Here is a 20,094-nt window from a genome sequence, read left to right on the forward strand (position 1 = left end):
TCCCTTTTGATCGAAAAAGAGTGCAATGGCTTTACAATTGTCGAGCTCAGGGATGAGTTATTAACCGTAACTGATACATATCAAGATATAGATGAGGCACGTAAATTCATTTATAGACAAACGACAGCTCTTGAGCGGAAGGAACTCCTAAATTCAAAAGGAAGTGGCCGCCATAAAAAATATTTTAAAACTGAGCTGTTTAATAACGTTACGTTTGTGGCGAAACAGGTTGTAATTGAACAAGAAAAATCAATTAGCAGTAATACTGATAATCAAGCATCACCGCTTGTTGAAACCTTATTAAATGAAAAGAAACACTTTGAGGCTGAGCTTGCAATTTTATTAGGGGAAGTTGATGAATATAAAGCTCTACAAAAGCGATTCCCTGAGCACCTTAGCTTGTTCTACTCTGCATTAGATGATGCTAAAAATAATTCAGCTAAGTTATTAGGAAAAGTTAACGCTTTAACTACTGTATTGGCCTCTTTGGATAATGGTGCACGGCAATGTTGAGAAGTTGGCAAAAAGAATGTGTTGAGTTAGCGGTAAAGAAATACGCTGTTAGTGATAAGCACTTTCTATGTCAGGCTACTCCAGGTGCTGGTAAAACAATAATGGCAGCATCATTGGCCAAAACGTTATTTGATAAAAAAATGATAGACAGAGTGATCTGCTTTTCACCATCGGTTGAAGTGGCTAATAATATCAAAAGAACATTTGGAAAAATAATTGGGTGTTCATTTGATGGCTCATTTACGGCTGTAGGTGTTTCAATGACTTATCAAAGTTTATGCTCCATTCCTCAAAGTACCTGGGATGGGCTAAGTAAATACCGTACATTTTTTATTTTTGATGAAATACACCATTGCTCGTTCTCGCAAGATAAATCTAAAATCAATACGTGGGGTGAGAGAGTTGTTTTCCATTTACAGGATATTGCAACTTACACGCTTGCGCTATCAGGCACTCCTTGGCGCTCAGACGCTCTTCCTATCGCTTTAGTGAACTATTCTGACCCAGAAGGTGAGTTGATATGCGATTATCAATACAGCTTGAGTCAGGCCATTAGAGATAATGTGTGTAGAGAGCCAAAAATAGTTTTAGTTGATAGCAATAATATTTCGGATGGTCACGATACATATGGGTCTATAGCTGAATTTGTTAGGCAAGCTCACTCAACGTACCAAGAGGTGCTTAATAATGACTCTGCACTTAGATATTTACTAAAGTTAGCCGTATTAAAATTGTCGGAGATAAGAGCTTCAAACCCAACTGCCGGAGGCTTAGTTGTCGCGTCTTCAGTTAAGCACGCTGAAATGATAAATAGTTTATTAATTGAAGAATTTAATCAAACGTCAACCATAGTTACTTACTTACACGATAATTCAACACAGAAAATTAATTTATTTAAGTCATCTACTGAACAGTGGATTGTTAGTGTTGGTATGATCAGTGAAGGGACCGACATACCTAGGCTACAAGTATGCTGTCATTTAAGCTCTATAAAAACAGAGTTGTATTTTAGGCAAGTTCTAGGGCGCATTCTTAGGTCTGGCAAAGGTAAAATTGAATTCGCATGGTTATTCACATTTGCAGAAACAAGCTTAGTTGAGTTTGCTGAGCGTATTAATATTGATATACCAGATAGTTGCTCTTATGTTGATATGGAATGTGACACAATCTTGGTGAGAGAAGATATATTTAGACCTTTAACATCGCCAAAGATAAACAGGGATAATAAGTTAAAAGAAACCCTTGATAAACTCGTTCTAGGGGGCCTAACTTCAGAACGCGGTATAGCTTATGATGAGCTGCTTTCAGGTTGTTCATTAAGCAGTATACAAATTAAATCACTTAGAACTAGAGTTATAGAAGCATTTTTATAGTTCCATAAAATGAGCCATATTCTGTTTATATTATCACTCTTAGTACATAAATAAGGCTAGCTTTTATTTGACTCTGCTAAGTAATGGGAAATTTTTTAGAGATAAGTATCGAAATTATTGCCTCAGCTACATCCTTGATTTCACCATATTATTAATTTCAGAAACAACTTTTAGGGTAATAAATTTATTCCAAATTTACTAACGACGAATGCAAACACTCCAAAAATAAAACAAGTTATTAAGGCGCTGAGGCCGAGTGATGGCCAAAAACCAAATCGGTGTAGTAATGATGGAAATATTAAAAACATCGGTAAGGTAGGCACAACATACCAAAATGTGTACCAGGCATGACTCGCAATTTTCTCTGGCGGCTGTTTTTCAACGTACAACCAAATCATCGCTAAAATGGTTACCAATGGAAGTGCTACAATTAGTGCTCCGAGTTTATCACTGCGCTTTGCGACCTCTGAAACCGCTACAACAATTGCTGCTGTCACTAAGTATTTAAAAATTATCCAACCCATGTATTACTTTCCTTTTTAAATAAAAAATAAAAACCGATTGCCTATCGGTTTTTATTTTGCCATGATATGGCTATGTTGTTAAGAGATATTTGATTATGCAGTTAGGCGAATTAGAAAAACTAGTACTTCAATATTTGTGGTCTTCTAAAGAAGCGGATGCAAAGCATGTGCACAGTCGTTTAGGTAAAACACGTGGCTGCACTCTCAATACTATTCAAAGCACCCTTGAAAGACTTTATAAAAAAGGCCTTCTTAGCAGAACTAAGCAGGGTCATGCTTATAATTACCGAACTAAAGTTGATCGTAACTCGCTTATAGCTACTTTAATAAATGATATTACAGCTGACTTTGTTGAAGAGGGTGAAAACAGTTTAATTGCTGCATTTTCTTCTACTTCGACTAATTTTAATGATACACAATTAGATGAGCTCGAAAAGCTTATAGAGCAACAGCGAAAACTACGAAGCGGAAAAGTGTAAACATGATTGTTGGAAATTGGGCCGTGTTTTTAAATCTAGCGAGCGCAGCGGTGACCGCTTTTATTTGTGTGATCATATTGATTTCCTTCTTCCACACCTCGCTTTGTAAAAAACTTACTATTTTCCAGTTTACCGAGCGTAAGTTCATGCTTTGGTTAACTATTAGCAGCCCTTGGTGGATCTCATTATTGTGTGCAGCTGTATTTTGGCAGGCACATCAAAACCAAATGTCTAATTGGTTGCAAGGGGTTGCTCACTGGCATCACCTAGAGGTTTTCTCTGTCTATAGTTGGCATTCGGTATTACTTATATCAGCAGCTTGTTTGATGACAAGCGCTAGCGTACATGCATTTTTTAGTCTTAATAGACATAGTTCAGCAATGAGCAGTCTGTTGGCTTTATCAAATACTCAACCTCACAAAGATTATCCCAACCAGTCTGTACACGTTATTGACCACCTTGTACCAGAGGCATTTACTGTTGGTTTTTTCAATCCAAAAGTGTATATAACCAGCGGATTACAAGCACTTGATGAAAAAACAGTACACATAGTCATACAGCATGAACTAGCACATTTAAAAGCCCGAGATCCGCTTTTTAAAACACTGTTTAGTCTATTTGGTTGGTGTTTTCCTGCGTCAACGCGCGCGGCGTTACAGCAATCTTATACGGCTTTAACAGAACAAATCGCTGATGTCGGTGCAACGCAAAGTTTTGATGGATTAGATGTGGCTCAAGCACTTATTAATGTTGCTCGATTTCAACGACAACAACATATTACGAATGACAATATATACATGAGTCATTTTAGTAATGAACAAATAACTCAGCGTATACAAACATTGTTAATGCCAATCTCCACTACGCCTAAGCTACTTTTAATGATCACCTTGTTTAGCTTTGTGGTTATCACTTTATTCACACTGTCGACTGTCGATAGTGTCCACCATCTTATCGAAACTTTTTTCATCCACTAAGTAAGGATTAAAATGAAATCATTTAGTAGTCATTTTACCCACAAAAAACCGATTGGTAGTCGGTTTTTTGTGGGAGTATTGATGGCTTTTACAGCACTGCCGTGTTTTGCAAGTGCTGAGGCTTATCAAACATTAAATCTAAAGCAAGCCATCTCATTTACGCTTGCTAACAACCCGCAATTACAGGGCTTCTTTTATCGAGATAAAGCCCAGCAAGGCAAAATAAAGCAAGCAAGTATAGGCCAAAGACCACAAATAGGCTTAATGGTTGAAGATGCTTTTGGGACAGGTGAGCATAGTGGTTTGCAAAATATGCAATCAACCTTAACTTTCTCTTGGCTGATGCAACAAGAGCAAATTGATAGTCGCGTAAAAGCAAGCCAGTCTGAACTTGAGCAGTTACGTTTAGATAAACAAATTATTGCACTTGATTTAGCCGCGATGACTGCGAAGCAATTTATTCAACTACTGGTGAAAGAAGAGGCACTAAAGCTCAATAAAATGGCAGTAAGACAAGCGAATGAAGTTGTAAATGCAATAGATAAACGAGTTCGTATTGGTCAGTCGTTGGCTATTGATAAAAATTTAGCCAAAGCTGAACTAATTAAACAAAAATTACTTGTCGAAGATCTTGAGCATGAAATAGCTAGCGGAAAATATCAGCTTTCAGCCTTGTGGGCAGAGCCTCGCACTGACTTTACACTTACAGGTAACTTATTGCAGTTACCTAAAATTGTAGATTTTCAGTCACAGTTCGAGCGCTTTAAAAATGCGCCTCGTTTGATGCAGTTAGCAAGTCAAAAACGTATTGCACAATCACACATTGAATTAGCTCAAATTGAAGCAAAACCACAATGGCAATTCACAACAGGCTTACGTCGCTATGAATCTACGGATGACTTTGGGCTCGTGGCCGGTGTTTCTATTCCGTGGGGAGCATCTGGCAGCAATGCCGGAACGGTCGCTAAGTTACGTGCCGAGCAAGATGTATTAACAGCGCAAGCGAAGAGTTTAACTCAACAAGCTAATAGCCAGCTTTATGCTTTGCTTCAAGAAGTTAAGCATTCTGTTCATGTAATTACCACCTCAAAAAATGAAATCATTCCCACGCTAGAAACCGCGCTTACCCAAGCAAAACAAGCATTTAACGTTGGTAAATTGAATTACAACCAGTGGAGTAGCGTGCGTCTGGCGCAATTAAGCGCGCAATCAGAACTACTTAGCGCTTATGAAAGCTTACATTTACAGCATATAGAAATTCAGCGTCTTACTGGCGCATCGATAGAACAATGAGATTATTTATGAAAACGACAAACTTTATTCCCTCCATAACCGTTGCCGTATTACTCGGCCTCAGCGCGGGGGTACATTTACCCGCTAGCGCAGTATCAACACCTACTACAGAGCAAGCAGAGCCTGAAAAAGGGCCGCATAATGGTCGTATGCTTCGTGAAGGAAGCTTCGCATTGGAGTTAGCGATTTTCGAAACAGGCGTACCACCTGAGTTTAGAGTATGGTTAACGGATAATAAAAACCCAATTAATCCCGACGATGTTGAATTAACGGTTACGTTAACCCGATTAGGTAATGTGATTGATGATATTAAGTTTATTAGCCAAAGTGACTTTTTACGTGGGGATATGGAAATTTACGAACCGCACTCTTTTATTGTCACAGTAAATGCGAGCTACCAAGGAAAAAAATATCGTTGGCAATACGATAACCTAGAGGGGCGAACAAAAATCGAACCCGCAGTAGCAGATGCAATGGCGATTGAAACTGCAATTGCAGGGTCTCAAAAGCTTCATCAAACGATCCCTGCTTATGGACAGGTTTGGTTACCGCCGAGTGCGCACCGCACTGTTTTTGCACGTTTTGAAGGTGTTATTACACACTTAAATGTAAAGCTTGGCGATAAAGTAAATAAAGGCCAAACTTTAATGACGATTGAAAGTAATGAAAGTTTAAACCCCTATGAGATAAAATCGCCTATTGCTGGTTTTGTCGCAAAACAAATGGCTAATTCAGGTGAGCAAACGAATAACCGAGAACTGCTTGTTATCACAGACGCGAGTCAATCTGTCGTTAAATTAGCAGTCTACCCGAGCGATTACAGCAAAGTATCTCAAGGCACTCTAGTGAGCATTAAGGCAGAAGGTAGTCTTGTGAATATTGCTGGTAAGGTATCATTTATAGAGCCAAAAGTTAGAAGTGATCAGGCAAGAATGGTGTGGGTTACGTTGGCACAACAGGCTGAGCCTTTGTTGGAAGGGAGTTTTGTTAAAGCCGATATTGAAACTGCTTCTTTTGAAGTTCCTTTAGCGGTAAAGAAAATAGGCTTACAGAGCTTTCGTGATTTTACGGTCGTGTATACAAAAGTCGCTGATGAATATGAAGTCAGGATGCTTGAGCTGGGTCGTTCAGATGCAACATGGGTAGAGGTACTAGGTGGACTGCCTGCTGGTACTGAGTATGTTACTGAAAATAGCTACATCATCAAAGCCGATATTGAAAAGTCTGGCGCGTCACACGATCACTAGGAGAGCGTAATGTTAGAATCGATTTTACGCTTTGCTATAAAGCGAAATATCCTCGTTCTTGTCATGGTATTAGCCATTGCAGGATTAGGCTTATGGAATTTTACTAAACTACCTATTGATGCAGTACCTGATATAACTAATGTTCAGGTTATGATCAACACCGAAGCGCCAGGCTATACGCCGTTAGAGGTTGAACAACGCGTTACTTTTCCCCTCGAAAATGCATTAGCTGGGCTACCAGGGCTTGTAAACACACGTTCTGTGTCTCGTTATGGTTTATCGCAAGTTATTGCTATTTTTTCTGATGATACCGATGTTTACTTTGCTCGCCAGTTGGTTAATGAGCGGCTGTCTAGTGCTCGTTCCGAGTTACCGATAAACCTTTTACCTGAGCTTGGCCCGATAGCTACTGGGTTAGGTGAAATTTTTATGTTTACGGTTGATGCTATACCTGGCGCTAAAAACCCCGACGGTAGTGAGGTAACTCCCATTGATTTACGAACAATACATGATTGGACAATTCGCCCTCAATTAATGCGGGTGCCAGGTGTTGTTGAAGTAAACCCTATTGGTGGTTACGAGCGAGAAATTCTCATTGCGTTTAAACCTGAAAAACTACTGGCTTATAATCTTACCTCAGCAGATGTTGTTGATATTATTGGTCAAAACAATCAAAACCAAGGCACAGGATTTATTGAAAAAAGCGGTGCACAATGGTTAATTCGCGTCCCTGGTCAGGTGGCTGATTTAACTGAAATCACAAATTTACCCATTAAAACCATCGACGGTAGCGCAGTGTTTATTAAAGATGTTGCCACTATAAGTGATGGTAAGGGGCTTCGTACCGGTGCTGCTACTCAAAATGGCCGCGAAGTGGTGATGAGTACCGTGTTCATGCTAATAGGAGAAAACAGCCGCACAGTTGCACAAGGCGTGGGTGAAAAGTTAAAAGAAATCAATGCCAGTTTACCCGAAGGTATAGTTGCAAAAGCCGTCTATGACCGAACTAAACTGGTAGATAAAACGCTTAATACTGTTCAAACTAACCTGCTCGAAGGGGCCATTTTAGTTATTGTTGTATTATTTATATTACTGGGGAATTTCAGAGCCGCATTTTTAACGGCTTTAGTGATCCCATTTGCAATGTTGATGACAATAACCGGTATGGTACATACGCGAGTCAGTGCAAACTTGATGAGTTTAGGGGCATTAGATTTTGGTCTATTGGTTGATGGTACGATAATTATCGTCGAAAACTGCTTACGTCGTTTAAGTATGAGAGGTGATACCCCTCTTTCTTTAAAAGCACGTTTAGATATTGTTTTTACGGCTACACGAGAGGTTATTCGACCCGCTTTATTCGGTGTATTCATCATCACCGTTGTTTATTTACCTATTTTCGCGCTTGAAGGCGTTGAAGGAAAAATGTTCCATCCAATGGCATTAACGGTTGTGATTGCTTTGCTTTGTTCAATGGCGCTTTCGATCACATTTGTGCCTGCAATGGTCGCCCTATTATTTAAAAAGCCAATTAAAGAAAAACCTAATCATATTATGCTGGGGTTAAGCCGTGTTTATAAACCAGTACTCGCATTAGCATTAAAAGGCCGCTGGGCAGTAGTACTAATCGCTTGTTTACTTGTGACATTTTTTGGTTATCAAGCAACACGCTTAGGGAGCGAATTTGCACCAAATCTTGATGAAGGTGATATCGCTATGCACGCGCTTCGTATTCCAGGTACTTCCTTAAGCCAAGCGATTGAGCTACAAAAAGTCTTGGAAGAAAAAATTACGCAGATGCCTGAAGTAGAACGCGTATTTGCAAAAATTGGTACCGCGGATGTAGCAACAGATGCAGTACCACCTAGCGTAGCTGATAACTTTATTATTCTAAAACCACGAGATCAGTGGCCAAACCCAAATAAATCTAAAGCTCAAATAGTAGAAGAGTTAGCTGCACTAGTCGAGCCTATTCCAGGTAACAGATATGAATTCTTACAGCCAATTCAAATGCGTTTTAATGAATTGCTTGCCGGCGTTCGCGCAGAATTAGCGATTAAAGTATTTGGTGATGACTTTGAAACACTCGCTACGTTAGGAAAAGAAATTGAATCTGCGATTGCAAATGTTGATGGCGTAGCTGATTTGATGGTTGAGCAAACAACAGGTCTACCTATGCTTGAAATTATACCCAATACTGAAAAGCTAAGTCAGTTTGGTATAAGCAAAGCACAAATTCAGTCACAGTTAGCTACCGCATTAGGAGGAGCTATCGCAGGCAAGTTTTATCAAGGCGATATTCGTTCTGATATTGTCGTTCGTTTAGAAGAAGTGCAACGTAGTAATGTTGAAAAGTTGGGTTACTTACCTATTAACTTACCAAATGGAAGCTCTATACCATTACAAGAATTAGCTACCATCAAGCTAACTAATGGTGCAAATCAAATTAATCGTGAGAATGCCAAACGGCGTATTGTAGTAACCACTAATGTTAGAGGGCGAGACTTAGGAAGTTTTGTTGGTGAGATTCAAGCGACTATTGAAAATGAAGTTACGATCCCTTCCGGCTATTGGATTGAATATGGAGGAACGTTTCAAAAGTTACAATCGGCCTCTGAGCGGTTAAGTGTGGTTGTGCCAGTTACATTGTTAATGATTATAGGTTTACTTATTTTAGCCTTAAACTCACTTAAAGATGCTGCAATTATTTTTACCGGTGTGCCTTTAGCGCTTACAGGTGGAATTGCAGCATTGTTGTTGCGTGATATTCCATTTTCAATATCTGCTGCTGTTGGCTTTATTGCTTTATCTGGTATCGCCATATTAAATGGCTTGGTAATGGTATCGTTTATTCGTGAGTTACGCAGCTCAGGGATGGGGCTTAATCAAGCGATAACAGAAGGGGCATTAACTCGCTTACGTCCAGTTATAACTACAGCACTGGTTGCCTCATTAGGATTTATACCTATGGCACTTAATACAGGAATTGGTTCAGAAGTACAGCGACCTCTAGCGACCGTGGTGATTGGTGGCATCATTTCATCGACCTTACTAACATTATTTTTGATCCCCGCACTCTATCGACTTTTACACAAAGAAAAGGAGTCTATTTTGACTGAAAGTGAAACGTTGGAGCGATCTGATGCCAACTAAAATAATAAACTTTAGCATAGTGATTTTAATGCTTATTTTGGCTTTATTAAGCTTTGAGGCATTAGCACACGGAGTCGATGATAGTACTCGCGCTTTTTTAGAGCAAAACCAAGGTGTACAGTTTGTGCCATTTATTTATATTGGGGCAAAACACATGATCACCGGTTACGACCATATATTGTTTTTAATCGGTGTGATCTTCTTTTTATATCGCAGCAAAGATGTATTGCTGTATGTCACCATGTTCACCATCGGCCACAGCACAACCTTACTACTTGGTGTGCTTGGCGATATTCAGATTAATGCCTATTTAATTGACGCTATTATCGGTTTTTCAGTTATTTATAAGGGCTTTGATAACTTAGGTGGGTTTAAGCGTTGTTTTAATTGGCAGCCAAATACAAAAATGGCTGTGCTTATTTTTGGTTTGTTTCATGGCTTTGGCTTAGCAACCAAGTTACAAGAGTTTCAATTACCCGAAGATGGATTACTGACAAATTTAATTGCCTTTAACATTGGCGTAGAACTTGGCCAATTTTTAGCGCTCGCAGTTATCTTAATTGCCATTAATGTGTGGCGTAAACGGCCGTCATTTCATCGTTTTTCAACATTTATCAACGGTGCGTTAATGAGTGCCGGCTTAATGCTAGTCGGCCTTCAATTAACCGGCTATATAATTAATTAATTTAGAGAAATATATGCAACATACAGTTAGTTCAAAAACACTTATAAAAGCCAGTATCACCGCTTCATTAGTTGCGATAATCGCCTTTGTGCTATTTATCCTTCCGGCAGAATATAACATTGATCCAACCGGGCTCGGTAAACAACTGGGCGTTACTAAAATAGCTCAGACATCAGCGCAAAAACCACTTAAAACATCAGATTCATTGCAAGTGGGCAGTGATGAGTTTCAAACAATTGAAGTCACTATCCCTGCAAATCGCGGGGTTGAATATAAATTTGAGATGCAACAATATGAAAAAATGACCTACGAATGGATGACCGATGGCGCTTCTTTACATTTTGATTTACACGGAGAGCCAGCAGGAGACACAACCGGTTACTTCGAAAGCTATGCAATTGCCAATTTAAGCGAAATGAAGGGCAGCTTTACCGCCCCATTTGGGGGCTCACATGGCTGGTACTGGAAAAACAACTCAGATAACCCCGTAGCTATACAGCTTTTAGTAAAAGGACAATATAAAGTAATTGGCTTAAAACAATAAACTTAAAACTTAATAGGAGAAAACAATGAATAGATTAATTCCAATAGCATTAGTTTGTATTTCATTAATGAGTACTGGTGTTCTAGCACATAGTGATCATGGTCACGTTAGCGATCAACAAGCTATTAGTATTGCAGCTAAATCAATAAAGAAATTGGCCTTTAAAGACTATGGTTTTGAGGTTGGAAAACTAAATGATTCTTGGAAAGGTATTTCTTCAGAAGCATTTACTGTCGTAAACGAGAGCGATGATACTTATATTATCCAAGCATCAAATGATAGTGAACAAGTTTATTTCAAAATAGCTAAAAATGGTCAGCTTGTAGATGTAAAATCGAAAAACGATTTCTAATCTAATTGTTAATTGGCACTGTGAGTTTTTACAGTGCCAATTAACTATTTATCGTCAAAAACACTTTTAGCTATTTAGCAATCGAAGTTGGTGAGGTCTTCGAAGTGTCAGAACAGATTGATGCTGGACTCAAAGAGATAATTCAGACTTTAGACTGGGTCAGGTACCCCCATAAATAAACTGTTCATTATATTTTTAAATTAAATACTTTACCTTCTACCTGGCAAGCATCCATATCCCAGCAGCGATCATAAACAGGTTTTCTGTAAGTGAAATAAAGCCTAACGGTACATTACTATCACCGCCTACACATGCACATTTGAGTTCGCGCTTATCTATATATACGGCTTTAAAAACAGAAACAGCACCAACACCACCAATAAATAATGAAATAGGAGCAATACTATATGCTGGCAACCCAGCTATCATTCCAATACCAACAAACGCTTCTAAAAATGGGTAAACATAGGCATACCTCACTACTTTCATCGCCACTAAGTCATAAGTGATAAATGAATTTGAGAAACTAAATAAATCTTGAAGTTTTTGTATTGCCAACACAGCCATAGTTAACGCAACAAATAGCTCCACGGTTTTCATGGAAATTAATCCATGACCCATTGCAAAACTAAATGCCAAACTTAGTAAAAATGCGACCGCGAAGATTGCAATAACCGGGGTGTAAGTTGTACCTTGCTGTCCAGCTTTTGGCTTATCAAAGTAATCACGTAAGTCGTCATAACCACCGATACGTTTATCAGCAATAAATGTTTGTGGTGTGGTCTCTACGTTGTGCTTTGCTTTAAATTTATCTGTTTGTTCACGAGAAGATAATAAGTGATCATTAACATCATAACCCTCGCGTTCTAGAAGGTCTTTTGACTTTAAGCCAAATGGGCAAATATGCTCATCTGTTGCCATTCTATAAAGCTCTGCTGATTTACTCATGTTTAGCTCCCTTTTACGTATTCTTATAAAATTTTACTTAGCATTAAAATCCGGTACAGCTCTAGATTGTGCTTGTTCCTGAGTTTCTGCTAGGCCATTTTTTTCTATATCGTTCAGTAACCACTGCATCTCTTTAATCTCACGACGCTGTGCTTCAATAATATTTGTTGCAAGCTCTTGGACGCGCTTGTCTTTGATATTAGCTCTATCACTAGTCAGTATAGCGATTGAATGATGCGGTATCATGGCTGACATCCAAGACTGATCGTTGACCGTTATTTGCGAACGTACTAAAAATAATGCGCCTACAAAGCTAATAATGCTGATCCCTAAAACTACGCTGTTTTTCTTTTTATCCTTATACATATTTAGCATAAACAACAGCATAACTACCGCCATTGCAGCCCCCATATAAATAGCCATATAGGTACGCGTTTCACTAAAAAACACATGGCTTAGCTGATAACTATTCAAATACATTAGTACAAACATGACTAATGTTGATGTGGCTATCATTAAGAAAAATTTTAAATACTGTGACATTACAATGGCTCCTTTTCAGTTGTTCAACTTGTATTTTATTTATACTAAGGGGTATTACTTACAATTTATAAGGCGTAAGCCCACTATATATTTAATCATCGCATTAATACTTACGGCTAATTCAATAACTATGCCATAAGAGTTAAAACTGCACTGCGTATTTGCTGATATGCTTATAAGTATGTTGCTGTGAATCTTGAGTAAGTACTTCAATATTATATTTATGAAAACGATTGCCCATCTCCATACCTGGCGTGCCAACAGGCATTGCCGGAACTGTCAGCCCGATCGTTTTCTGAGGGTGTTGTTCAGCTAAAAACTGCTTTATATATTTAGCTGGCACGTGCCCTTCAAAAACATACCCATCGGCTGAAACAGCGCTATGGCATGAGCGCATATTTGGCTTTATTTGATATTGAGCTTTAATTAGCCCCATATCAGCAACATCTATTGCTTTTGTTTTAATGCCACTTTCATTAATATGCTCAATCCATTTTTTACAGCACCCACAGGTTTTACTTTTATAAACTGTCAACTCAATCTCTGTTTTATCTTTTTCTATGGCCTCTTGGACTGGCAATACACTGTGTGGGTTTTCCATACTTTTTACTGATATAGACACCGCCAACATCACTGAAAGTGCAGTTGTTATGTACGTTAATCGCATGTTACTTCCTTAATTTGACCAATGAATATGTGTGATTTTCCAGCCATTGCGGGTCTTTTTTAGAGTCATTGACTCCATACCCGTTGTGTTAATGGCTTTACCTTTGTAGCTGCCCATCGTTTCACTTCGCGAAATGGAGTAAGCGATATCACCACTTATATAAACCTGATGTTCTAATAGTTTGCTATTAACCGAACTGAGGTATTTCATATCCGCTAGCATGTGGTGATTTGCATATTCATCGGCAGAACGCTCAACGCCTCCGCCTTCAAAAATAATGACGTTATCAGCTAATAATGAGCGAGCTTTTTTTTGATCACTTTGATTTAATGCTTGGTGAAAGGCACTTACTGCTTGCGCAGCTGGGGTATCGGTACCAACAAATAACACACGCTCATTTGCATGTTCCTCATTCTTGTGTGCGCTTACAGCTAGTGAGTTCAATGCGCCAAAAAGTAATAGCGATGTTATGATTATTTTTGCAGAGTTATTAAACATGTTGCTCTCTTTTTATTAAATTAATTTGGGGGACCAACAAGTGTGGTGAACACGCTTGTTGTAATAAGTACAAAAGCAGCTATCAGCATTTCTACACTGATGGAACGTTTTAGTGTACCTACATGCTGTTTTTGGGTGATTCTCGGAACTAAAATTAGTTTGTGCCAAGCCCCCATCATAAGCATCGCGCTCACTAGTAGCAGTTTTAGCAAAATTAATTGCCCATAACTTGACGTGAACAGCGCTGATAACGAATGCAGGTAATTAAGCAAAAGCGCTAAACCTGAAATAAGCAGCACAAATACAACGATGATGGCTAAGTGCCCAAACAGGTGCATTACCTTCTTAACTTCATGAACAGATAATATGGTACAGCTTTTATATAGTGGCCACAGTGACCCCACCCAACTTGCTATTGCAAGAAGGTGAAAAGTTAAAATGCTTTTTACTAACCCATTTTCATTTGCACTGTGACCTGTGAAAGTGAAGCTATATGCAATAGATATAAGCAAAACCAACATAACTGTATTATTTATAACCACTGCAAAACGGTGCTTTATGTTAATGCGCCAATTAAGTGCAACAATCATAGCCACAAAAAGCGCTGCGCCTCTGAAAAGAGCTTGTTCTCCTATAACTGATTGCCAAACAATCTCTTGCATAAAAGGGTCTAGCATTCCCGCTACACCAGATTCTGCAATTGCACCAGCTTCAATTGGTACTTGTAAAATGACAGCAATAAAACCCAATGCCACACATTGAATTTGCCAGCGCTTTAAATACTGAGAGAAACTTATAAAGTGATGACCAGATAAATTACTGGCGATAATAAAACGAATTAAAAAAGTACCAGCAAGTGCGGCCAAAGCACTATAGCTTGCTAGCTTTAATAATAGTAAAAGTACTGACCATTCACTTACTTGTATCATGCTGCTACTTAATGATTGTGTTTGCTGTGGGCATTAGATTGTTCTTGCATCATATTACTTGACTCACTTTGATGTACCATAAAAGAAAACGAATCTGACATTTTATGTCCATCCCCCCCAAGTACTGTCCATTTAACCGTGTAGGTACCATGTGCTAAACTCGGCAGCGACCAATTAAAGTCTGTGCTTGGGGTGGAGCTAGGTTTGAAATCAAAGTTTATTGATTTATTTTTTTCATCTTTGATGATGACTTTTGCTAGCCTTACTTCACCACCAAAAGTTAACGAAAGTTGCTCTGGGCTTTGCATTAACATGGCTTCTTGCGTAGGTGTTGATTGCTTGAGTGATATATGCGCTGATGCGGAAAATGTAAGCACTAAACCTAAAATAACTACTGCAGAATTAAATAACTTCATAATTACCTCTTATTTAAAATGATTAAAACCAAAATTTAATACCCGCAACAAATGCGGTGTTATTGCTACTTTGTCCACTTGATGTGGCATAGTCGGCGGTACTGCCAAATTTATTGCTCCATTCAACGCCAATATAGGGCGCAAACTGGCGTGTAAACTCATAACGAACCCTAAAACCAATCGCGCTGCTTGATAGGCCACTTCCAAGTTCGTTTTGTTTATCGTTTTTGCCATAAAGTGTAATTTCGGCTCGCGGTTGTATAATTAACTTTTGCGTGAGTAGTAGTTCGTACTCTGCCTCTAACGTAAATGCGGTACTGCCTCGCTCACCTACGTACGCTGTCATATCAAGTTCAAACCAGTAAGGGGCTAAACCTTGTAAGCCAAAAGCCAACCATTGCCGATTTTCACCTTCTTTATTGTAATCAAGACGAACACCTGCTTGAGTATCCCAATATGCTGATACGGCGTGACCCCATAAAATATCGGTTTGGTTTTCCTCAAGGCTTCCTTCGCTGAAATCCCCCTCAGTTTTAACTACCAATCGATCAAAGGTAGTGCCGTACCATGCTTGTAAGTCAAATACACCTGCATTTGCTTGCTCGTTATATTCAAGACGATCGCCTAGTAATGCGTAAAATGGATGCTCATCAGCGAGTGTTAATCGCTCATTGCCCTCAAGCACATATGGGCCTTCTGTTAAAGTTGTTCCCGCAGAGTAAGCATGAGGGTCTCTTGCATCTTTAGGTGCATCTCCCCCTTGTGGTTGCATCTTAGCGCTACTCTTTTGTGCCATTTCACTTTGCGCTAATAAAGGGAAGCTAATTAATGAAGCCCCAGTTAACATTAATAAACCTAATGATTTAGATAGTTTTAATTGTTTCATGATACGACTACCTCTCTAAACATGCCGGCATCCATATGGAATAATAAATGACAATGCCAAGCCCAGCGCCCTACATCGTGAGGGGTGGTTAAGAAGCTGATTCTTTGTGCGGGTTGAACAGGTATCGTATGACGTCGCACTTGCACATCACCTTGCTCGTTTTCTAAATCACTCCACATACCATGCAAATGCATAGGGTGTGTCATCATGGTATCGTTTTGTAAAATAACTCTTAAACGTTGGTTATGCTTCATATGCACTGGCGTGCTTTTACCAAATTCTAAGCCATCAAATGACCAGCTATAACGCTCCATGTTGCCGGTTAAATGCAGCTCAATTTCAGCTTCTGGCTCTTGCTGGTTAGTGATCCCTTCAAGTGAGTGTAAATCTGCAAGTGTTAAAACACGGCGACCATTTTTACGTAAACCAATACCGGGATCATCAAGATTTGTTCTAGGCATATCAACGCGCATATCAACTGAGGCTCCATACTCCGTTTTTGCATGACGCACTTTAGAGCTGGCAACCGCCAATGGGTTTTCAGACATACCATGTTTGCTATGATCCATCGCCATTGCACCGTGGCCCATTGCGCTATGATCCATTTTTTTAGAGTTCATGCCTGACATACCAGCCATTGCAGAATGCTCACCGCCGTGGGTCATATTGCCCATCATATCGGTCATCGTTAACCACTCAACAGGATCCAGAGCAGGTATTGGCGCATCAATATTAGGTGCCGTTGATAAAGTTCCTTTTGCGTAACCTGAGCGGTCCATGCTTTGAGCAAAAATCGTATACGCATCATTTTTTGGCTCAACAATCACGTCATAGGTTTCACCAGGGCCGAATCTAAATTCATCAACTGTCACTGGTTCAACGTTTTGCCCATCTGCTTGTACAACCGTCAGTTTTAGCTCGGGGATACGCACGTCAAAAAAGCTATTACTAGAGCCATTAATAAACCTTAACCTAAGCTTTTCACCGACTTTAAATAATCCACGCCAGTTTGCCATTGGAGTACTACCGTTCATTAAAAAAGTCATTGCTGATGCAGATAAATCAGCTAAGTCTGTAGGGTTCATTCGCATCTGATTCCACATTTTTCGGCGCTGTAGAGCATTTGAAATACTGCTGCTTGAAACGTCATCGAAAAACTCTGGAACAGTAGGTTGATTGAAGTTAAATACATCACTCTGTACTTTTAATTTACGGAACAGCGCCATAGGGTCATCATCAGTCCAATCAGATAATTGAATAACATGCTCGTTATCTGCACTAATAATATCGTTTTCTCGCGGTTCAATAATTAATGCACCGTACATGCCTGTCATTTCTTGAAAACCACTGTGGGAGTGATACCAATATGTACCGCTTTGCTGTAGCTTAAATTTATAAATAAAGGTTTCGCCCGGCATAATGCCTTTAAAACTGATACCTGGCACGCCATCCATCTGATAAGGTAGAATGATGCCATGCCAATGGATAGAGCTCGGTACTGATAAGTTATTTGTTACTCTTATAGTAACATCATCACCTTCTTTTAAGCGCAAGGTTGGAGCGGGTATAGAACCATTAATTGTTGTCGCCATACGTACTACGCCGGTAAAGTTAACCGGCGATTCATCTATGACCAGATCTATGACTTCGCCGCTTAATTCGGGCACAGTGCCTGTTAGTGTTCCTGCTACTAAAGATGATGCAGCATGTAACACGCTCGGAAAAGCAGCAAGTACACCACCTGCAATTATGCCTTGAACAAATCGTCTTCGTGGTGTGCTAACCTGTTGTGATGACTTTTTAAACCCCATTTCCTTACTCCTTCATAGCAGAATAGTTATTAAGTATAGAAAATAGACCTGTCTTTAACATGACGCGAACATTACAAAGTTGTAATCTTGATGTCATGTTGCTGTTACGGTGAATACGGCATAATCTTATAACAGACAATAATTATAACTTTAATAAAGGTTTTGCATGCGCTTACTAGTTGTTGAAGATGAAGTGAAAACAGGTGATTACTTAAAGCAAGGTCTGAGTGAAGCTGGTTTTCAAGTTTCATTAGCACGTAATGGGCTCGATGGGCATCATTTAGCAATGACTGAGTTATTTGATGTCATAATTTTGGATGTAATGTTGCCAGATGTATCTGGTTGGCGAATTTTACAATCTATTCGTGAAGTGAATAAAGACGTTCCTGTTCTTTTTCTATCGGCTCGTGACAGTGTCGATGACAGAGTAAAAGGGCTTGAATTAGGCGCTGATGACTACTTAATAAAGCCCTTTGCATTCTCTGAAGTGTTAGCAAGGGTACGCACGCTTCTTCGTCGCGGAAACGCGCATAAAACCGAAGACATCTTGCAAACCTATGATTTACAAGTTAATATTCAAAAGCGGAATGTATTTCGTGCCGAACAACGTATACTCCTAAGCAATAAAGAATTTAGTTTACTTGAACTATTACTGCGCCGTGAGGGTGAAGTACTTCCTCGTTCACTAATCGCTTCTCAAGTTTGGGATATGAACTTTGATAGCGATACAAATGTCATTGATGTAGCCATTCGCAGACTCAGAAGTAAAGTTGATGATGGTTTTCCAGTAAAGCTAATACACACTGTGCGTGGCATGGGTTACAAGCTTGAGGTAATAACCGATGAGCCTTAATGAAAAACCATTATCTTTAACAATGCGAGTGGTATTGTTTGTTGCTTTGACAGTGATAGGCTGCTTAACCCTCGTCGCTTCGCTTATAAGTAGCTCAATAAATCATCATTTTTTACAACAAGATAGTGGTGAATTAAAAGTTATCACACAGTCTGTCAAATCCGTTTTATCTAAGCCATACGCGTCGGAAAAAAACCTTAGAAATGCGTTATCTCAAGCCGTGGCGGGTCATCATGGGGTTTATTATCAAGTTAATACAGCTCAAGGAAGGCTTATATATAAAAGTACGGCAACAGACTTTAGCGAATTTGTTTTAAAAGTAACCACCTCAAACCGTTTTAACCAAAACAACATAGTTGAATGGCAAAAAAACACACATACTTATCGCGCTTTAGTGAGTGACTTTAGTACTGAGCAGCAACTTTATAAGATCACAGCTGCTATTGATATGAGCTTTCATTTACACTTTCTCAATCAATTTCAGCAAAGCCTTTGGGCTATTATGTTTGGTTCAGCGGTACTCATTTTATTGGTGGCTTGGTTTGCTATACATCAAGGACTCAACCCAATACGTGGTTTAAGCCAGAAAATGCATGATATCCAAACTAATAAAATGGATGTAAGGCTTGATGAAGGCCAAGTACCGATTGAGCTTGTTAATATGGTGCAATCTTTCAATGCAATGCTAGACAGGTTACAAGGTGAGTTTATCCGCCTATCAAATTTTTCCAGTGATATTGCTCATGAGCTACGTACACCGCTTACCAATATAATAACTCAAACACAGGTTGGTCTATCTAAAAAAAGACAATCCGAAGAGTACCAAGAGTTATTATTTTCTAACCTCGAAGAGCTTGAGCGGCTAACTAAGATGGTTAACGACATGCTTTGGCTGGCAAAATCTCAAAACGGCCTAATTAAACCAGCCCAAGATATTTTATCCAGCCATGAAGAAATTGAGGTGCTGTTTGAGTATTTTGATGCATTAGCTGAAGAGTCATCGCTGATACTTCATAAAGCAGGTGAAAACATCAGCTTTTATTGTGACAAGCTACATTTTCGTCAATTGTTATCAAACCTGTTATCGAATGCTATAAGATATGCACCGAAGGGGTCATCAATTACGGTATGTAGTGAAATAACATCTGCTGAAAAAGTATGTATCTGTGTGAGTAATACCGGTGAGAAAATACCTTCTGCACATTTACCTTATTTATTTGATCGCTTTTATCGATCAGATAAGTCTCGTCAACGCCATAGTGATGGCGCTGGTTTAGGGCTCGCTATAGTTAAAGCCTTAGCTGAAGCTAATGGCGGGAATGTAAAGGTTTGTTCAAACGATCAGAATACCTGCTTTAATGTTTATTTAAATTTATTTAAATTTATTTAAATAGTATTCATTT

The 20,094-nt window shown here is 39.1% G+C and carries 21 protein-coding genes; 12 read left to right on the top strand and 9 right to left on the bottom strand.

All coding sequences use genetic code 11. The annotated features are described in order from the left end of the window. Nucleotides 1–6 precede the first annotated feature (6 nt). Nucleotides 7–513, top strand: coding sequence for a hypothetical protein (locus H5186_RS05975; protein WP_259399588.1), 507 nt, complete (start codon nt 7–9; stop codon nt 511–513). Continuing rightward, complete coding sequence (locus H5186_RS05980; protein ID WP_182758728.1) at nt 507–1,886, top strand: DEAD/DEAH box helicase; 1,380 nt, start codon at nt 507–509, stop codon at nt 1,884–1,886. The genes H5186_RS05975 and H5186_RS05980 overlap by 7 nt, the downstream gene beginning before the upstream one ends. Before the next feature lie 170 nt (nt 1,887–2,056). On the opposite strand, the gene H5186_RS05985 is transcribed toward H5186_RS05980, so the two are convergent. After that, complete coding sequence (locus tag H5186_RS05985; RefSeq protein ID WP_008467186.1) at nt 2,057–2,410, bottom strand: DUF3147 family protein; 354 nt, start codon at nt 2,408–2,410, stop codon at nt 2,057–2,059. Nucleotides 2,411–2,505: 95 nt separating this feature from the next. Between H5186_RS05985 and H5186_RS05990 the strand changes: the two genes are divergently transcribed. The 8 genes from H5186_RS05990 to H5186_RS06025 are packed head-to-tail and all read left to right on the top strand — an operon-like array spanning nt 2,506 to nt 11,140. After that, the gene (locus tag H5186_RS05990) at nt 2,506–2,889 is read left to right on the top strand and encodes a BlaI/MecI/CopY family transcriptional regulator (protein WP_008467191.1); all 384 of its coding nucleotides are present in this window, start codon (nt 2,506–2,508) and stop codon (nt 2,887–2,889) included. A 2-nt stretch (nt 2,890–2,891) separates the two neighbouring features. Beyond that, the gene (locus H5186_RS05995; protein ID WP_182758727.1) at nt 2,892–3,866 is read left to right on the top strand and encodes a M56 family metallopeptidase; all 975 of its coding nucleotides are present in this window, start codon (nt 2,892–2,894) and stop codon (nt 3,864–3,866) included. A 12-nt stretch (nt 3,867–3,878) separates the two neighbouring features. Further along, nucleotides 3,879–5,159 carry a TolC family protein gene (locus tag H5186_RS06000; protein WP_182758726.1) on the top strand — a complete coding sequence of 427 codons (1,281 nt, stop codon included), beginning with the start codon at nt 3,879–3,881 and terminating at the stop codon, nt 5,157–5,159. Between the two features lie 8 nt (nt 5,160–5,167). Continuing rightward, nucleotides 5,168–6,406: an efflux RND transporter periplasmic adaptor subunit gene (locus tag H5186_RS06005; RefSeq protein ID WP_182794240.1), complete on the top strand. Its 1,239-nt coding sequence runs from the start codon at nt 5,168–5,170 to the stop codon at nt 6,404–6,406. 9 nt (nt 6,407–6,415) lie between these two features. Further along, nucleotides 6,416–9,559, top strand: a complete 3,144-nt coding sequence (locus H5186_RS06010; RefSeq protein WP_182758724.1) for an efflux RND transporter permease subunit — start codon at nt 6,416–6,418, stop codon at nt 9,557–9,559. Next, the gene (locus H5186_RS06015) at nt 9,549–10,244 is read left to right on the top strand and encodes a HupE/UreJ family protein (RefSeq protein ID WP_165724357.1); all 696 of its coding nucleotides are present in this window, start codon (nt 9,549–9,551) and stop codon (nt 10,242–10,244) included. Before H5186_RS06010 ends, H5186_RS06015 begins: the two co-directional genes overlap by 11 nt. A 13-nt stretch (nt 10,245–10,257) precedes the next feature. Next, nucleotides 10,258–10,788 carry a hypothetical protein gene (locus tag H5186_RS06020; protein ID WP_165724355.1) on the top strand — a complete coding sequence of 177 codons (531 nt, stop codon included), beginning with the start codon at nt 10,258–10,260 and terminating at the stop codon, nt 10,786–10,788. 25 nt (nt 10,789–10,813) lie between these two features. After that, entirely contained in the window at nt 10,814–11,140 is a 327-nt protein-coding gene (locus H5186_RS06025; RefSeq protein WP_016900200.1) for a DUF6488 family protein, read from the top strand. Between the two features lie 216 nt (nt 11,141–11,356). On the opposite strand, the gene H5186_RS06030 is transcribed toward H5186_RS06025, so the two are convergent. The 8 genes from H5186_RS06030 to H5186_RS06065 all read right to left on the bottom strand — a co-directional run bounded on the left by H5186_RS06030 (nt 11,357) and on the right by H5186_RS06065 (nt 17,838). Further along, nucleotides 11,357–12,088 carry a MauE/DoxX family redox-associated membrane protein gene (locus H5186_RS06030; RefSeq protein ID WP_016900199.1) on the bottom strand — a complete coding sequence of 244 codons (732 nt, stop codon included), beginning with the start codon at nt 12,086–12,088 and terminating at the stop codon, nt 11,357–11,359. Between the two features lie 33 nt (nt 12,089–12,121). After that, the gene (locus tag H5186_RS06035) at nt 12,122–12,631 is read right to left on the bottom strand and encodes a DUF305 domain-containing protein (RefSeq protein WP_016900198.1); all 510 of its coding nucleotides are present in this window, start codon (nt 12,629–12,631) and stop codon (nt 12,122–12,124) included. A 142-nt stretch (nt 12,632–12,773) separates the two neighbouring features. Next, nucleotides 12,774–13,298 (bottom strand): DUF411 domain-containing protein, encoded by a 525-nt coding sequence (locus tag H5186_RS06040; RefSeq protein WP_182758722.1) that lies wholly within the window; start codon nt 13,296–13,298, stop codon nt 12,774–12,776. Between the two features lie 9 nt (nt 13,299–13,307). Then, nucleotides 13,308–13,796, bottom strand: a complete 489-nt coding sequence (locus H5186_RS06045) for a DUF4440 domain-containing protein (RefSeq protein WP_002963268.1) — start codon at nt 13,794–13,796, stop codon at nt 13,308–13,310. 20 nt (nt 13,797–13,816) lie between these two features. Next, nucleotides 13,817–14,722 carry a copper resistance D family protein gene (locus tag H5186_RS06050; RefSeq protein WP_182758738.1) on the bottom strand — a complete coding sequence of 302 codons (906 nt, stop codon included), beginning with the start codon at nt 14,720–14,722 and terminating at the stop codon, nt 13,817–13,819. Nucleotides 14,723–14,733: 11 nt separating this feature from the next. Next, nucleotides 14,734–15,141 (bottom strand): copper resistance CopC family protein, encoded by a 408-nt coding sequence (locus H5186_RS06055; RefSeq protein WP_024589684.1) that lies wholly within the window; start codon nt 15,139–15,141, stop codon nt 14,734–14,736. Nucleotides 15,142–15,163: 22 nt separating this feature from the next. Next, nucleotides 15,164–16,027 (bottom strand): copper resistance protein B, encoded by an 864-nt coding sequence (locus H5186_RS06060; protein ID WP_024606961.1) that lies wholly within the window; start codon nt 16,025–16,027, stop codon nt 15,164–15,166. Next, nucleotides 16,024–17,838 carry a copper resistance system multicopper oxidase gene (locus H5186_RS06065; RefSeq protein ID WP_024589686.1) on the bottom strand — a complete coding sequence of 605 codons (1,815 nt, stop codon included), beginning with the start codon at nt 17,836–17,838 and terminating at the stop codon, nt 16,024–16,026. The genes H5186_RS06060 and H5186_RS06065 overlap by 4 nt, the downstream gene beginning before the upstream one ends. A 166-nt stretch (nt 17,839–18,004) precedes the next feature. Here H5186_RS06065 and H5186_RS06070 point away from each other — a divergent pair, with 166 nt between their 5' ends. Together H5186_RS06070 and H5186_RS06075 are read left to right on the top strand one after the other, a co-directional pair. Beyond that, nucleotides 18,005–18,691, top strand: coding sequence for a heavy metal response regulator transcription factor (locus H5186_RS06070; protein ID WP_182758721.1), 687 nt, complete (start codon nt 18,005–18,007; stop codon nt 18,689–18,691). Then, nucleotides 18,681–20,081, top strand: coding sequence for a heavy metal sensor histidine kinase (locus H5186_RS06075; protein WP_182758720.1), 1,401 nt, complete (start codon nt 18,681–18,683; stop codon nt 20,079–20,081). Before H5186_RS06070 ends, H5186_RS06075 begins: the two co-directional genes overlap by 11 nt. The last annotated feature ends 13 nt before the right edge of the window (nt 20,082–20,094 follow it).

The sequence above is a fragment of the Pseudoalteromonas sp. SG41-2 genome (assembly GCF_014164535.1).
Lineage (GTDB): Bacteria > Pseudomonadota > Gammaproteobacteria > Enterobacterales > Alteromonadaceae > Pseudoalteromonas > Pseudoalteromonas rhizosphaerae.

What these genes read in the sequence shown, in the direction of transcription:
- H5186_RS06030 (WP_016900199.1), bottom strand. Translation starts at nt 12,088, where the DNA reads ATGAGTAAATCAGCAGAGCTTTATAGAATGGCAACAGATGAGCATATT.
- H5186_RS06035 (WP_016900198.1), bottom strand. Translation starts at nt 12,631, where the DNA reads ATGTCACAGTATTTAAAATTTTTCTTAATGATAGCCACATCAACATTA.
- H5186_RS06075 (WP_182758720.1), top strand. Translation starts at nt 18,681, where the DNA reads ATGAGCCTTAATGAAAAACCATTATCTTTAACAATGCGAGTGGTATTG.
- H5186_RS06060 (WP_024606961.1), bottom strand. Translation starts at nt 16,027, where the DNA reads ATGAAACAATTAAAACTATCTAAATCATTAGGTTTATTAATGTTAACT.
- H5186_RS05980 (WP_182758728.1), top strand. Translation starts at nt 507, where the DNA reads ATGTTGAGAAGTTGGCAAAAAGAATGTGTTGAGTTAGCGGTAAAGAAA.
- H5186_RS06070 (WP_182758721.1), top strand. Translation starts at nt 18,005, where the DNA reads ATGCGCTTACTAGTTGTTGAAGATGAAGTGAAAACAGGTGATTACTTA.
- H5186_RS06010 (WP_182758724.1), top strand. Translation starts at nt 6,416, where the DNA reads ATGTTAGAATCGATTTTACGCTTTGCTATAAAGCGAAATATCCTCGTT.
- H5186_RS05995 (WP_182758727.1), top strand. Translation starts at nt 2,892, where the DNA reads ATGATTGTTGGAAATTGGGCCGTGTTTTTAAATCTAGCGAGCGCAGCG.
- H5186_RS06000 (WP_182758726.1), top strand. Translation starts at nt 3,879, where the DNA reads ATGAAATCATTTAGTAGTCATTTTACCCACAAAAAACCGATTGGTAGT.
- H5186_RS06025 (WP_016900200.1), top strand. Translation starts at nt 10,814, where the DNA reads ATGAATAGATTAATTCCAATAGCATTAGTTTGTATTTCATTAATGAGT.
- H5186_RS06065 (WP_024589686.1), bottom strand. Translation starts at nt 17,838, where the DNA reads ATGGGGTTTAAAAAGTCATCACAACAGGTTAGCACACCACGAAGACGA.
- H5186_RS06045 (WP_002963268.1), bottom strand. Translation starts at nt 13,796, where the DNA reads ATGTTTAATAACTCTGCAAAAATAATCATAACATCGCTATTACTTTTT.
- H5186_RS06005 (WP_182794240.1), top strand. Translation starts at nt 5,168, where the DNA reads ATGAAAACGACAAACTTTATTCCCTCCATAACCGTTGCCGTATTACTC.
- H5186_RS06015 (WP_165724357.1), top strand. Translation starts at nt 9,549, where the DNA reads ATGCCAACTAAAATAATAAACTTTAGCATAGTGATTTTAATGCTTATT.
- H5186_RS06020 (WP_165724355.1), top strand. Translation starts at nt 10,258, where the DNA reads ATGCAACATACAGTTAGTTCAAAAACACTTATAAAAGCCAGTATCACC.
- H5186_RS06040 (WP_182758722.1), bottom strand. Translation starts at nt 13,298, where the DNA reads ATGCGATTAACGTACATAACAACTGCACTTTCAGTGATGTTGGCGGTG.
- H5186_RS05990 (WP_008467191.1), top strand. Translation starts at nt 2,506, where the DNA reads ATGCAGTTAGGCGAATTAGAAAAACTAGTACTTCAATATTTGTGGTCT.
- H5186_RS05985 (WP_008467186.1), bottom strand. Translation starts at nt 2,410, where the DNA reads ATGGGTTGGATAATTTTTAAATACTTAGTGACAGCAGCAATTGTTGTA.
- H5186_RS06055 (WP_024589684.1), bottom strand. Translation starts at nt 15,141, where the DNA reads ATGAAGTTATTTAATTCTGCAGTAGTTATTTTAGGTTTAGTGCTTACA.